General features: G+C 63.0%; 9 protein-coding genes. 6 read left to right on the plus strand and 3 right to left on the minus strand.

Features of this window, described 5'->3' with window-relative positions; translation table 11 throughout:
• Positions 1-28: 28 nt before the first annotated feature.
• Positions 29-1,639, minus strand: a complete 1,611-nt coding sequence (locus L1892_RS20025; protein ID WP_235725406.1) for a cutinase family protein — start codon at positions 1,637-1,639, stop codon at positions 29-31.
• A gap of 933 nt (positions 1,640-2,572) precedes the next feature.
• On the opposite strand from L1892_RS20025, the gene L1892_RS20030 reads away from it, so the two are divergent.
• Positions 2,573-3,052, plus strand: coding sequence for a helix-turn-helix domain-containing protein (locus L1892_RS20030; RefSeq protein WP_268900511.1), 480 nt, complete (start codon positions 2,573-2,575; stop codon positions 3,050-3,052).
• Between the two features lie 2,384 nt (positions 3,053-5,436).
• Here the strand turns inward: L1892_RS20030 and L1892_RS25070 are convergent.
• Positions 5,437-6,825: a GAF domain-containing protein gene (locus L1892_RS25070; RefSeq protein WP_372475308.1), complete on the minus strand. Its 1,389-nt coding sequence runs from the start codon at positions 6,823-6,825 to the stop codon at positions 5,437-5,439.
• A gap of 282 nt (positions 6,826-7,107) precedes the next feature.
• On the opposite strand from L1892_RS25070, the gene L1892_RS20035 reads away from it, so the two are divergent.
• The 3 genes from L1892_RS20035 to L1892_RS20045 all read left to right on the plus strand — a co-directional run bounded on the left by L1892_RS20035 (position 7,108) and on the right by L1892_RS20045 (position 9,222).
• Positions 7,108-7,893, plus strand: coding sequence for a ParA family protein (locus L1892_RS20035; RefSeq protein ID WP_235725407.1), 786 nt, complete (start codon positions 7,108-7,110; stop codon positions 7,891-7,893).
• Positions 7,890-8,228 carry a hypothetical protein gene (locus tag L1892_RS20040; protein ID WP_235725408.1) on the plus strand — a complete coding sequence of 113 codons (339 nt, stop codon included), beginning with the start codon at positions 7,890-7,892 and terminating at the stop codon, positions 8,226-8,228. Before L1892_RS20035 ends, L1892_RS20040 begins: the two co-directional genes overlap by 4 nt.
• Before the next feature lie 130 nt (positions 8,229-8,358).
• Complete coding sequence (locus L1892_RS20045) at positions 8,359-9,222, plus strand: DUF2637 domain-containing protein (protein WP_235725409.1); 864 nt, start codon at positions 8,359-8,361, stop codon at positions 9,220-9,222.
• 65 nt (positions 9,223-9,287) lie between these two features.
• Here L1892_RS20045 and L1892_RS20050 read toward each other — a convergent pair whose 3' ends face one another.
• Positions 9,288-10,568, minus strand: coding sequence for a DUF7373 family lipoprotein (locus L1892_RS20050; protein WP_235725410.1), 1,281 nt, complete (start codon positions 10,566-10,568; stop codon positions 9,288-9,290).
• Between the two features lie 331 nt (positions 10,569-10,899).
• On the opposite strand from L1892_RS20050, the gene L1892_RS20055 reads away from it, so the two are divergent.
• Together L1892_RS20055 and L1892_RS20060 are read left to right on the plus strand one after the other, a co-directional pair.
• Positions 10,900-12,774, plus strand: coding sequence for a dynamin family protein (locus L1892_RS20055; protein ID WP_235725411.1), 1,875 nt, complete (start codon positions 10,900-10,902; stop codon positions 12,772-12,774).
• Positions 12,771-14,225 (plus strand): GTPase, encoded by a 1,455-nt coding sequence (locus L1892_RS20060; protein ID WP_235725412.1) that lies wholly within the window; start codon positions 12,771-12,773, stop codon positions 14,223-14,225. Before L1892_RS20055 ends, L1892_RS20060 begins: the two co-directional genes overlap by 4 nt.
• Positions 14,226-14,246 lie beyond the last annotated feature (21 nt).

The following is a 14,246-nucleotide window of genomic DNA, read 5'->3' on the forward strand; positions in this document are numbered from 1 at the left end:
GTGATGCTGGCACACAGAATGCTCTCTCTCAGTTGGATGCCGACGGCATGCTGGTGGAGGTGGGGGTCGCAGATCCGGCGGTGATACCGCCGGAGGGAACCCAGGACGAACCATCGCCGACCGAGCCCGGGTCGAGCGAGGTCGTCGGTGCCGATGAGGTCGACACCGGCGGCACTGACGGGCTGAACACCGACGACTCCGAGGTGCCGGAGCTGGTGTCGTAGTTGAGGACTCCGTCGGAGCGGTACGGGGTGAAGGCGTGCTCGCCGGCCGCGTCATGGGCAAGCGCAGCGAACCACTGCGCGATGTACAGTGCCGGGCTCGGTGTTGCCGGTGATACCGATGCCCGACCGTAGGATTGGTGAGTGTTGCCGGCATTCCAGTAGGAGACGAGGTTGGTCAGGTCCAACAGGTCACTGTTGGCGGTGACCTCGGTCTTCACGGCCTGGAATGCTTCATCGGCCCACCGCGACACCGTCGATGGTGGGACAAGCTGCACCACTGCGGCGGGAATCTTGGCGGCCAGGACACCCAGCGCCGCTGCAGGATTGGCCAAACCCACGGCAGCGACCTGGGCGATAGTGTCCGGGGTGAACACGGTGCGCACCACCGTCTTCACCGCGTTGAAACCGATGGTGCCGACCTTGATCAGCGCGTTGACCGTCTCGTTGAGATCCGGCATCGGACTGCGCGGGTCCGACGCCTCGGCCAAGCGCTGTGACAGCGGCTCGGACGGCGTGTAGGACAACGAGTCGACGGTGTCGCCGGAGACATCCTCATTCACCACGTCCACCCCGGCCTTGATTGCTGTCGAGCCCAACGCAGTCGCAACCGACGCCAGCGTGGCAACCGGGTCGTCCTGATCGAGCTTGCTCGACCCGGCAAGGTTGGTGACCACATGCACGAGCGGCGATCCCGACGGTGCGTCACATGCCAAATCGCCAGGAGTGCAGAAATCGCCCACTCGGCCGTTGAGCTGCCCATAGTCCCCGACAGTGTCGGCCGTCGGCCCGATCCCGCCGCCGGTCGGCGTCGGCGCCGTGTACGCAGGAATGTTCGCCAACGACCCCGTCACACCACCCGACAGGGATTCTGGACGGTCACTACCACCAGAAAACGTTGGCGCACCGGCCTGACGGACCGGATTGCCCAACACAGCAACACCGGCCACCCGAGAAGCGTCGATCGGTCCCTGACCCTTACCGATCTGCTTCGCGGTCATCGACACGACCTGTGCGCCCTGGCTATACCCGGTGAGAGCGAACTGCGCCGCGTCGCACTCGTTCGCGATCTGCGTCAGCGTCGAAGACAACCGCATGACACCTTGAGCCACCGACTGCGCATACGGCATATCGCCGCCAGCAACCGCACCACCGAACCCGGCATCATAGGGAACGGCAACATCTTCCGTCAGCGACCCGGCCAACGACGCAAGCGGCCGAGTGATCGTGCCTAGCATTCCTGACGACAGATCTGTCGATCCGCCCGCGGAAGTTTCACCCGTCCCCGGAACACCGACAACATAGAGTGGCGCGCACTCAGGCGCTGCCGCCGCCGGCCCTGGCACGGCTGTAAGGCCGGCCATCACGGCCGCCGACACCACGGCGGCCCCCACCGCAGGTAACTTTCGGAGCTTCATCCTGTAGCGACTTTCTGCAGCTGACGATCTGAACAGCTACACCTGAAGCTGCAGAAGACAATCAAGGAGCGCTCTTCCACGCCTCGTTGATCGGGAAAAGGGCAAGGGCCAGAGGCAGAGTTACACTCTCGAATCGCACACAAGATTTGCCCCGTTCGCCAAGCAGGGCTCAGAAGTCTCAATCGCACCATTTCCTCCGTCACGTCCGGATTCGCTCTAACGGGGTGCCGCTCGGAGTCGGACGTGCGCAGCCACCGCGACGGTAGACTGGGATGACTCGACTCGATGTTGCACCTGCCGCATCGAGATTGGGTATTCACAGGGGCCCGTGAACTGGGCGAGGTTGGACGGCAATCTGAGCCCCGCCCAGTTCACGTGTTCTTCATTCGCGATCTGTCCGCACGGCCTCCTTCCAGCTCGGCACCAACTCGCCCCTGCAAGCAGATGCGAGTTGGTGCCGCGAGGGAACAGGTGCGCCACGGAAAGGCTGCCATGGCCCTTCGTGTGGAAGATGCGGGTGTTGTCACGAATGCACACGTCAGCGCCACACATTGTGCGTTCGCTCGATCCACCACGCCAGAAACCTCTCGCGACTGAACTCGCAACGTGTGCAGATCATTTGATGATCTGCACACCGTTGTGCGGTCGCGACCGAACCCGGGATTCCAGGGCTTCAGGAAGATGTCCACCCGAATGCGGGTGCGCGTTGTGTCGACGATGGTAACACCCCCTCTCCGCCTAGGTGTGTATGGAGTACCGCGGCCGAGCGTAATCCCCTACCTAAAAGTGCGCAAGTTATAGACGCAAGTTATAGACACTTCGCTGCCGCGGCACATCGATCTACCGGAACAATGGCGTAAGTAGACCTTCGTCGAAGCGGCTGTGTTTCGGCGGCGCTCACGCTCCATCTTCGAGGCGAAAGGAACTAACACGATGCCCCGCGCCGGTGTGCACGGTTTCTCGGCGACAGCCTTGCGCCGCACGATGAATCGGCATGGCGTGGCACCAGATGAGTTAGCGGAAATGGTCGGAATCTCGCGACAAGCGGTGTCGTCCTGGCTGACCAGCGCCACCGTTCCTAGCCCGACATCGCTCGCACGCGTGGCCGAGGCGCTCGGCGTAGACGTGTCTGACCTTGCACCCACCTTGGAAAACACTCCTACCCTAGTTGACCTCCGAGTGAGGGCGGGCCTCACGCAGACTGCGGCGGCCGGGCGTCTGAATGTAGGTCGAACCGCGCTTGGGGAAGTTGAGCGCGGTCAGCGACGCGACATGCCAGCGGGTCTCGCTGACGCAATGTGCGGCGTTTACGGAGTATCTCGAGACGAAATTGACTCGGCGTGGGACGTCGTACGTGAAGAGCGGCGCGTGGTGCTCGCCGCCCGGGCGGCGGCGCGCCGTAGCCGCAAGTAGTTGTCGCAAACCTTTGCTGGTACACATGGGCTATGGCGCAAGTTGTTGCCTTCATTCCCGGCGTGTCTCCCGCCGCTCAGTTTTCGGGTACCCATAATGGGCGCATGAGTGGAGCCACATCGCCTCGTCGGCCTGGCCGCCCGTCGAAGGGTGAGCGCGACTTGATCAAAGCCAAGGTGCCCGTTCTGCTCAAGGCCGCAGCACGTGAAAAGGCTGGTAGTCAAGGACTAGATCTAACCGAGTACATCGAGCGCTTGATCGCTCGAGATCTAGGTCTCGAGACTCCGGGGGAACAGGAGGTGCTCCTCAAGCCAGCTGTTTGAGCTTGACACCGTTCATAAAACAGAACACTCGGAGTGACCTTCTCTAGATAGACGAAACTCCCCCAGCTGCCACACCGAGGGAGTCTCAGAGACCAAGCGCCAACTTGGCTCGCCCCTTGGGAGAAGATCACTCATCCTCCACGAAGGGATCAGTCTTGCCGGACTGCTCTCAGGGTAGCGCGCATCCTTCAGATGGCGCCACACCTGAACACTGCGTGTCGGATCACGACTCGGTAGCCGCGGAGTCGCGCTGGTCCGAGCTATATCGACTACTCCTTGCGCCGGGCACCCATGCCTATGCGCTCGCCCCAACAGCGCGACCGAATGAAGCTGTCAAGGTTGATAGCGGCGACGCTGCGGTACTGATGACCGAAGCTGAGCGCGTGGGCGCTGGTCGCCCTGCTTGGGCCGTGGTCGCACCTTTGCGTTCTGACCTACTTGTCCTTGACCTGGATCGTTGCAGTGACGTCATCTGGCCAGCTATACGCGACTCCGCCGCTGATGTCGGGGCTGCTGTGGCGCATCTTGCTCAATCAGGTAGTCCCGATTCCCTCCACGTAGCTCTCGCCTGTCCGACACCGGCCGCCGCGACCTACCTATTGCAGGTTGTGCAGCAGCTACGCGCCCACCATCTGCCGGCCCTGCCGGAAATGGCAGACGTCGACATCCGTGGGCGAAAGCCGGTTCGGCTCCCGGGAAGTCCCTCTCTCAAGAACGGCGGTGGTGCATGCGTCCCCGTTGATGCTGAGACGCTTGAGCCTATGACGGCGGTCGCCGCCGCACATCGCGCGGCCGACGCTCTCGCTACCCTGCCCAGCGCGCGGCCAACGCCAATCACTACCGCACCACCTGATGACTTTGCAGTGAGCGCAGACGCGAGCAACGCACTGCAGTGCGAAGCGCCTCGTGCATGGAGAGCGCGACAGCCGTTGTCATCGGACGACTGGCGAAGACTCAGCGACCCCGGGAAGAACGATAGGTCGCTAGCGGCAACCAATGGCGCTTGGTGTTTATGGAAGCGCGGACTGCGGTCGTTTGCCGCAGTCCGGTGGTGGTACGAGCGCATGGCGTGTTTCGCCAAGTTTCGCGATCGCGATCTCGATGCCTGGAGAATGCGCGGTTCGCGAGGACCCGTCCGATGGGAGTCCTGCCAACGTCATTGGTACTCGATCGTGCGACGCGCGCGATCGCATAAGCCCCCAATAGCCCTTGAAGACCAAGCGGTGATTGATGCAGTCATGGTCGAAATTTCGTACTGGCCGGAACCAGACCTGGCAGCTTACGCGGCCACGATCATTGAGGCGCGATTCGCCGACGGTCACGGTATTCACGGCCGTCCTCTGGCACGGCGCGACCTGAATGTCCTTTTGCACATCAACGATGGCACCGCTAGCCGGATCTTGAAGCAACTAGTTCAGCGCGGACTGTTGCAGCTAGTAGAGCAGTGGCCTGCGAGCAACGCGCGGCATGCAAATCTCTATTCGCTTACCCTCCCGGACCGTGTACACCGGGGGGAAGCTGCCCATGACCTCACAACCCCCCTTGCTCGCACCACACGCCCCCACCCCCTCTGGGGACAACTTGGCCACGCCCAGCACCAGCTCTGGCTCCAGCTGGCCCACTCCCCTACCACGCTGTTCCGCACGGCGACCCTGGCTTCCGCCACCCACCAGCCCCTCGGCGACGCCTCCCACGGAACACTGCGCCTTCTCCGCAGCCTCGAGGGCCTCGGACTCGCCGAGCGGACAGGATCCGGGAGATCCACACGGTGGTCGCTGGGAGCGGTCTCCCTCGACGATGCTGCTGAGGCGTGCGGAGCTGACCAGCGGTCTCGTGAGATCAGCGCTCGAGTCGTAGCCGAGAGGAGGTGCTGGCATGCCGACACCCGCTCTGAACAGGCACGAAGCAAGCGCGGACTCGCCGTTTTGCGATCCAGGCTTACACACCGTGATGCAATGGTTGGCGGAGAATCGCCAGAAGACAGAGGTCAGTTGGCTCTCCTGAGTCGCTATAGACGTGCCGGGAGCTCTCCTACACCTCAGAAGTCAGGCTTACGTGGAACTACTGAGGGTGAAGAATTCGGGCCACATGCAGGTGATCCCCTACCGCCCCGGGGTAGCGCTGCAACATAATCTTCACCCGTACCCAAGTATGCGCAGAACTCAGCAAGCGTACGCAGAGAGGCACCGTGGCACCTGTAGGACTTGAGTTGAGTGAGTGCTTGGCGCGACCGAACTTCTCATAGTCCTCTGGATGGATGAGACTGCCCGGGACCGGCGACCGGTCTGCAACGACACTGGCTACGTAGGCGGGCCGACGGGTGACCCAGTAGAACAGGCTCGGAACGAGCTTATGCGAAGCGAAGGAATCGGCTCGATATGCGATGAGCACTACAGCGGAACGCTCCTGGTTGCAATGAGTTTCGAGTTCTGTGAGCCGCATAGCGGCCATCGGTGATACTTGTGGTCGCTCACTATCAGTGACGTCATGGAGCAATCCACGTACGACAGCAACGGCATCAGGAGTACTGTTCTGACGCTTAGCTATCCCTCGCCAGACTCTGATGTCTGCGACGGAAGTGTCGGTCTTTCCGTTGAGAACGGTGAAGTGACCAGAGAATCGGGTGCAAGCGCCGGCACCCATCAAGAATTCAGTGAGCTCGCTGAAGGGATCGCAGTGGATCACCCTACTAAGGAGCCGACCAGGATCTCGCGGTCTGGTCGCCGCAGCCTCCGTGTCGAGTATCGAGAGCGACGACGACGTCCCATCGAGACTTACCGTGTGACGCCCGAGGAGTTCCTGGGGATCCCAATGGACCGCAGCGACTGAGGGCTCTGGACCGACCTGACCATCAGTCCGGCCAACCCATGTCTTTATTCCGTAGACCACTCCCCCGAACCCGACAAGCGGCACCATCAGCACCCGTCGCTGCCCTTGGCGACCAGTCACGACACGGTCGAAACCGCTGCCCGATGTGATGACCGCATGGCACATTCCCCCAACGTCATCAATGCCTTCGGATCTCCTGAGTGTTTGGATCGAACTCCAACTGCGTGTATGTCCTTGTTGAAAGACCACCGACATCGTTGGTGGGAAGAGTGTTTCGATCAAGTACCAACTCACAGTCTCACTCCTAATGGGCGCACGATCGTCCGAAAACGGTCCGCCATGCACATGTTGGATTTTCGGTTCCACACGTACGACAAGCGAACTCAAAGGAGGACGAAGATGTTTTTCGTAACGATCGGTCTGATGCACGAAGCGGCGTGAATGTTCCCCGCTCAGAAGTCGGCAGCGCAGTCGAGACGACGTATCGGCACACCGTGCAGACGCTGCGCCTGCACGATCCACCGTCCGGCATTGCCCAATGTCGAGCTGACCGGCAGGTGTTGCGCTGCAATCTGATCGCCTCCGCAGCATGAAGCTACGGACTGATGACGGTATGTGCATCTAACGTAGCTGTGCTGGCGACAGATGCTATGCTAGCTACGCATGCTAGCACAGCTTAATCGATCTAACAGGGGAGGATCGCGCTACCCTGTTGCTGGGCGAATATTCAATACGGCAGGGCGAGGACTATTAGCTAGCGTAGCTGCACGAGCTAACGAAGCTAGCTCAGCTACCTGAGCGACCTAAGCTAAGGTAGCGTGTTGCGCTAGCGATCCATGACTAGCCGTATTAGCTTCACTAGCAACCATTGCTAGCTATAGGGAAAGGGGGTGGCTGAAAGTTTTGCAGCCACGCAGGATTGCTGTCGCAAATCAGAAGGGTGGAGTCGGAAAGACCGCAACCGTCCTAGGTCTGGCCTCAGCGTTGAGCGCCAGAAACCAGCACGTCTTAGTTGTCGACATGGACCCCCAGGGAAACGCGACCACGGGCCTCGGAGTGGAGCTCGAGGACGACGCAGTAACCGCGTACGACTTGATGTCGCGCACAGATGAAGGGACCGCGGCGAATGCCGTGATCGCTACGCCGTGGGAGTGCGTCGATTTGATTCCGGCGAGCGTTGCACTGGCCAACATTGAGGCAGATGGCGCTAACGACCTAATCTTCCGGCTGGACGTAGCTTTCGAAGGTGTGGATTTGTCTGCATACTCGTTGGTCCTGTTTGACTGCCCGCCGAGCCTCGGCAAGCTTCTTTTCGCGGTCTTGTGTGCAGCTGACGGTGTCGTGGCGGTCACGGAGCCGACGATCGACAGCGTCAGCGGAGTGGGGAACCTTGAAGAGACGATCCGGAGTGTCACTCGTCGCCCGAACCCGAACCTGTCTTTCGACAAAATCGTGATCAGCCGTAAGCGCAACACGGGCGAGCATACATTCCGGGAGCACGAGCTTCGCGAGGTCTATGGGGATCTAGTCGCGGCAACGTCGATCCCGGAACTTGCTGCGCGACAGGACGCCCACAGTGCGCATACGCAGATTCACAAGTTCAGGGGAGGGAGATCCCTCGCTTTGCAGCTGGCCTACACAGACCTATTGGACGAGCTCAACATCGCAGCAAAGGAAACAGCATCATGAGCAAAGTCGAGCGCAGCCCGGCCATTGCCCGTCGACACCCTGCCGACAACCTGCCGGAACGGCCCGATAGACAAAAGGGCCCAACGGATGATGCTGCCGAGTCAGCGCCTGCGAGCGTGCCCGCAGTTCAGGCTGCGCCGGCCGTCGAGCCGAAACTGGCTTCTACTCAAGAAAAGATGACCGAGCAACACAACGTACGAATCCGGCCGAGCGTCAAAGCTCGGGCCGTTCGTGCGGTTGGCAAGTTTCGTTACGAGACGGGCGATAGGGATGTATCTCTGCAGTCGATCACAGACGCAGCACTGGACGAATACCTAACGAAACACGGCTGCTAGCCTCGCTAGCTTCCCTAGCGAGAGTAGCTACAGCAGAGTGCCCTGGTGACGATTGCGGCGTCACCAGGGCAGTCGACCAACAGATCGGAGCTGTTGATCTATGCCTGACTCTACGTCCCGAGCTCAATCGATGAATGACGGTTCCACCAGCACAGCCAGTGTTGCTGCCGCCATCCTCCTGAGCTTGGTTGTCGTTGGCGCGTCATTCACCCTGAGCTTCAACGCTCTAGCGGATCTCGCCCGAATCTCGGGAGCAATACCTGATTCGCTAACACCGCTGCTGCCTGTCGTGATTGACGTGTTCATCTTGCAGGCGACATGGTGTGTGTACGTCGCGACGAAACGCCGTGACGACGCCGGCAAGAGATACCACTTCGCTATGCTCGCGATCTTTTCGACGATCAGTATTGCGGGGAACGCCGTGCATGCATTCTTGGCGACAGATTCGGGTGTTGCGCATGGGCTGATGGCGGTCGCCATCGCGATCGTCGCGCCGCTGGCGTTGCTCGCGAGCATTCATGGTCTGGTCATGCACGTTTGGACTGATAGCGGCGTCGTCCAGTTCCATGAGCACACGCAGCGCACCAGCGACCCATCCTCGAATGCAGATGAGAGTGTCGCTCATGGTGCGCCACATGCACAGCAGCAGGTCAGCGCACATGTGCGGACCTCCACGGACCAGCCGCCGCAGGATGATGCTTCTTGCGTGAGCTTTGCAGACATTGACGAGGAGATGACCGAGGAAGATCTTCAGCTTGCTCGGTTGGTGAGCAGTCGCGGTCGTGTGAAGCACGGCGAGCGCACCGTCGCTCGTGCGCTCGTGCGTGAGCGCCTCCGTGCTCCCAGGGACGAGACTGCTGACCTTATCGGCGTGCACCGAACCACCGTCGGACGGTGGGTGGACCTCGCGCACGAGTGCGTGGACTTGCTGCACGTGGACGGCGAGCGCACACAGGTCCCGCTCGAGCAATCTGCGCTAGTCGTCTCCCGGTGATCGCGACTTTGAGCGGTCTGACGAAACGTTGGCTACCGGGTTGCGTCAACTCTGTGTGGGTTAAGTCAGCTTTCGTTCTGTTCGGCTTTGGTGAACAGAACGTATTGTGCGGCGGCTTGTTGGTAGGCGTCTTGTTTGTTGTCGGAGTGGATCTCGCCAACGTAGCGGCCTAGCTTCACGTGACAGGTGTAGGTGGTGTTGTTGCTGTCGTTGGTGGTGGAGCATTTTGCGTCCGACAGTCCGGGGGGCGCCCCGATGTCGGCGCTGTCGGTACGGCGATAGCTGTCCATCAGGGTGGTGGCTTGTTCGTCGCTGGCGGCGCGGTAAACAACGGATCGTTCGACGGCGTTGGCGGTGGAACCGGCCGCGTTGAGGTCGTTGAAGGTGCCGACGGGGTCGCCGGAGAAGTGCGCCATACCGCGTGGCCCGTACACCGCTCGCATGCTTTGCGGGGTCAAACCGGTCTTGCCGTTGTCCATTTCTTCATCGGTGTAGGGCAGCGTGTAAATCAGGACGTGGTCCTGGTCGACGATGGGACGGGTAGGGCCGGTGATACCGCGGGCGGCGGCTTCATCTTTGGTCGGAGTGGCAGGGAACTGGTCGATCAACGCTGTCTGTAGCGAGATCGCTTTACGCACTGTCGGTTCCAGCTTGTCCTGCTGTTTGGTGGTGGTTTCGTACCACTCGTAGATCACGTAGCTATTGTGCGGTGTGAACGTCATCAGCTGGTGGGTGTCGTCAGTCCCTGTGTCGTGAATGACGTGCGTGCCGGGCAAGCCGGGCAGGGTGGTCACGGTGTTATCGCCGTTGGTGGCGACCTGCTCGGCGAGTTGCTGAGCGGCGGCGGTGGCGGCCTCAGGTGTCATGTACCGCAGCACCACGGTGTTGAGGCCACGACTGGTGCCCTGCCGGATGTTGGCGGCGGGGGTGGAGGCGGTCGTGCTGAATCCGTAGAGCAGGTCATCGTTGGCGGGCACCTCCGGAGTGCCTTCACCGAGAATCATCGTCAGGTTGTTGCGGCTGGCGATGGCCGACGTCGGGTTCTTCATGTCGGTGATGTCGCGGTCGACTTCGAAGGGCACCACGATGAACTGGGCCATGCGTTGACCTTCGACCTGCACGATCTGGTCGTCGGTGGCGCGGCCGAACTCTGGGCGCGGATCGGTGGGGTAGGGGCCGGTGTCGAGGGCCGCCACATCGACCGATGCGGCAGCGGCGCTACTGCTGGCTGCGGCGTCGTCGGTGGCGGGTTGGCCATCGGTGGAGCAGGCCGTCAAAGTCGCCAGGGTGGCTGCGGTGGTCGCTGCGATCCCCATCGTGCGTAGTGCTGGTTGCCAACGCGTCATCGTTGTGGTCCCTTCTGCGGGGTTTTGCCGCACGGGAGAGCCCCCTATGACCGGCCGTGTCCCGCACGCAAAACTGTGTGGTTTCCGTGATTGGATGCGCTGGCGGCCGATTTGGTTCCCCCCGACCGAACCTGCACGATTCTGTTGCTCGGGTGCAGGGTAGTGCACTACCACGACCCCCGCGAATAGTGGGGTGTCGGTACACTCACACCCCGACATCCCTGGTACCCAGGTCACGCACTGCTCGTGGCACCCGCGATCTGCGGGCGCAGACTTCGCGGTCGCGGTCGCTGGGGCTGAGGGTGAAGGGGACCGCGGGGGACGAGCAGTGATGGCAGAACACAGCGCGCCGGCGTCGTCGGCGCCGGCAGATGACGCTGCCGCGGTTGTCGTGGGCGCGGTGAAGGTGCTGCGCGCCTACAAGATGGATGCGATTGCCGACATCGCCGAGTCGAAACTGTCCGACACCGCTGCCGCCACGGTCGTGGTCGTCGGTGAAGTGCAGCGCGGGAAGAGTTCGTTGGTCAACGCGCTGGTCGGGCGGCGCGGTATCTGTCCGGTCGGAGTGGATGTGACCTCGTCGGCCACGGTGTCGGTGACCGCGGACCCGGAGTTGGACTGCGCTGAGCGGGCCACTTTGTTCTTTGCGTCCGGGCCGCGTGAATGCCCGGTGGCCCAACTACCCGACTGGGTGACCACCGGAGGTGCCCGCGTCGTTGATCCGCAGGTCGAGGAATTGCCGACGTCGGCAGCGGTAGCGATCCGCACCTCGACGTTGGCCGGGGTGACGGTCATCGACACCCCTGGTGTGGGCGGGTTGGATGCGGGCTTGACCCGCCTGGCGAGTCGCTCGGCGCAGCAGGCGTGTGTGCTGGTGGTGGCCTGCGATGCGTCCTCACCGTTGACTGCGCCGGAGATTGACTTCGTCCGGCAGGCCGCATCGACGGTGGATGCGGTGGTGGTGGCGGTCACCAAGATCGACAAACATCTGCGGCGGTGGCGTGAGATCGTCGCCGACAACCAGCGCATCATCGCCGAACAGTTGCAGCGCCCGGTCCCGGTGATCGGGGTGTCGAGCCTGTATGCGGGGTGGGCTGTTGAGGCCACCGACCCGGTCGAGCGTGCTGAACTCGACACCGACAGCGGTATCAGCGAGCTGCGCGCAGCGATCACCACCCGGCTGCAGGCCGGTGCCCGCGCCCCGCATCTGGACGCGGTGCGCACCTGTGTGGAGGGATTGCGCACGGTGCGCGCCACTGTCGCGGCCGAACTCGATGCTCTCGAGGTCGGTGCGGCGGGTTTGCCGGATCTGACCGCCCAACGTGACCGGCTGAGCGAGCTGCAGGATCAGTCACGCCAGTGGGAACAGTATTTGGCTCGGGATCTGACCTTGCTGCGTCAGTCGGCCGTCGATGACCTCGAGCAGCGCCTGGACGCGGTGCGCGACAAGTGGACGCACTACATCAACACCCACGGCATGGCGGTGCTGCGCAGCAGTGCCCAGAAGTTCACCGCCGACATGCAAGCCGATCTGCAGGTGGCGATGGCCGAAACGTTGGCAGGGTTCCTGCAGAGGCTGCACGACACCGTCATCGAGCCGCGCTTCGCCGAGGACCCGGCGGTGTGGGAAGAGCTGTGTGCCCGCATCGTCGAGTCGATGCAGGACAAGAAGATCGAAACCCACCAGGTCGGCAACAAACGCCACGGCCTGCTCGACCCGACGCTGCTGACGATGGGTGTGGTCGGCTCCTCGACGCTGGGTGGTCTGCTCGGATTGTCGGCGCTGATGGGTGTCGGGCTGATCGTCGGCACCGCCTGGGTGGGAGTGAACTTGAGTTTCCGCGCGATCCGCGCCGGCAAAACCAACCTGCTGACCTGGCTGCGTGAAACCATCGGCGCCACCAAAGCCGCCACCGGCCGGCTGCTGGATGCGGCCGTGGCCCAGGCACGTCCGGAGATCATCATCCGCTACCGCGACTACCTGCGCACTAGTATCGACACCCTGCAGAAAACGATCACCGAGGTGCAACAAACCGCGGCCGCCGACGAAGCAACCCGCACCAAGACTCACAGCCGGCTGAGCACCAACCTGGGCATCGTGGACAAACGACTGGCCGCCGCCACCGCTGTGCTGGCCGCAACCGCACCGCCGCCGCAGCCCCCGGCGGTGACCACGGATGCTGATGTCGGTGGGGGAGTGCGATGAGCGCCCCTGCTGGGTACCCCGGCGGCGGGGGTGTCGATCCGATCCACGCCGTGCTGGATCGTGGGCTGCACCAATTGGCCGGTCTCGGTGGCGATCTGGTCGGCCACGCCAACGCGATCGGCACCATCTTGTGGTCGCCGCCGCGAGTGCTGATCGTGGGCCGACTCAAAGCAGGAAAATCGACACTGGTCAACGCGTTGATCGGGGCGCCGGTCGCCGAAACCGCCGCGCTGGAAGCCACCCACGTGGTGACCGTCTACCAGGACAGCGCGCCGTCGCGGGCCGAGGTCGTCGGCCTCGACGGACACCGCCGGCCGGTGGCGGTGGGCCGCGACGGGCACAGCGTGGCGTTGCCGCTGCCGAGTCCGCAGATCGCGTTCGTCGACCGCTGGCTGCCCTCGGCGGCGCTGCGCGATCTCACGTTGATCGACACCCCAGGGTTGTCGACGCTGACCGTCGACAACGATTCGGCCACCCGCCGTGCGGTGATTGACGGGTTCGAACAAACCCGCACCGCCTCGGTTGACGCCGACGCCGCCGTGTTCTTGTTCGACGCCGCGCCGCGCACCGACGAACTCGACTTCCTGCAGCAGCTGCCGTTCACGCCGCTGACCATGCTGGGGGTGCTCTCGCGGGCCGACAGTTTCGGTGAAGGAGCTCTCGGCGCGCGGGACCCGCTGGCCCATGCCAGTGAGCACGCCCAGCGGCTGGCTACCCAACTCGCCGGCACGGTGTCCACGGTGGTGCCGGTATCGGGGTTGCTGGCCCAAACCGCCTACACCGGCCAACTCACCGAGCAGACCGCCGCCGCACTGGCCACCTTGCGTGGGCTCACACCGAGGCAGGTGGCCCGCATTATCGACAACGACCAGCTTGCTGCCACGTTGGCGCCACCGGCGCGTGCGCAGCTGTTGGGGTTGGTCGGCGAATACGGGCTGATCCATGGCCGCGAGGCCGCCGGTCACGGCGCGGCGGTCCTCAACGACTGGTTGGCCACCCGCTGCGGCATCGAGGGCCTACGACATCTGCTGCACACCTCGATCGCACGGTATGCGGTGCTGCACCGTGCCCATCGCATCCTGGCGCGTCTGGACCAGTTGGCGTTCACCCACCCAGCCCGCGACCACATCCGTACCATCGCCGCCGGGTTGCGCAGCGAGCCGGCGCTGCAGCTGGTGACTGTGCTGGAGGACTACCAGCGGATGCTGCGCACCGACCCCGACTGCCCGGTGACTGACGAACTGCACACCATCCTGACCGCCACCGACCGCGCCGGACAGGTCGAACTGCCCGAGCACAGCGACCCCACCCAGATCGCCGCCGCCGCCCACCAACGCCTGGCAATGGCGCAGCAGCGCAGCCTGGCCACCGGCTCGGCCGCCGAAGACGCCGCGCTGGTCACCCTCATCGGCATCTACACCACACTGACCACCAGCGGCGTCGGCCGCTAAACGCAAGGAAACCCCCGATCT

This window comes from Gordonia tangerina, assembly GCF_021556435.1.
In the GTDB taxonomy this organism is placed as follows: Bacteria; Actinomycetota; Actinomycetes; order Mycobacteriales; family Mycobacteriaceae; genus Gordonia; species Gordonia tangerina.

What these genes read in the sequence shown, in the direction of transcription:
- L1892_RS20060 (WP_235725412.1), top strand. Translation starts at nt 12,771, where the DNA reads ATGAGCGCCCCTGCTGGGTACCCCGGCGGCGGGGGTGTCGATCCGATC.
- L1892_RS20040 (WP_235725408.1), top strand. Translation starts at nt 7,890, where the DNA reads ATGAGCAAAGTCGAGCGCAGCCCGGCCATTGCCCGTCGACACCCTGCC.
- L1892_RS20050 (WP_235725410.1), bottom strand. Translation starts at nt 10,568, where the DNA reads ATGACGCGTTGGCAACCAGCACTACGCACGATGGGGATCGCAGCGACC.
- L1892_RS20030 (WP_268900511.1), top strand. Translation starts at nt 2,573, where the DNA reads ATGCCCCGCGCCGGTGTGCACGGTTTCTCGGCGACAGCCTTGCGCCGC.
- L1892_RS25070 (WP_372475308.1), bottom strand. Translation starts at nt 6,825, where the DNA reads ATGCACATACCGTCATCAGTCCGTAGCTTCATGCTGCGGAGGCGATCA.
- L1892_RS20045 (WP_235725409.1), top strand. Translation starts at nt 8,359, where the DNA reads ATGAATGACGGTTCCACCAGCACAGCCAGTGTTGCTGCCGCCATCCTC.
- L1892_RS20055 (WP_235725411.1), top strand. Translation starts at nt 10,900, where the DNA reads ATGGCAGAACACAGCGCGCCGGCGTCGTCGGCGCCGGCAGATGACGCT.
- L1892_RS20025 (WP_235725406.1), bottom strand. Translation starts at nt 1,639, where the DNA reads ATGAAGCTCCGAAAGTTACCTGCGGTGGGGGCCGCCGTGGTGTCGGCG.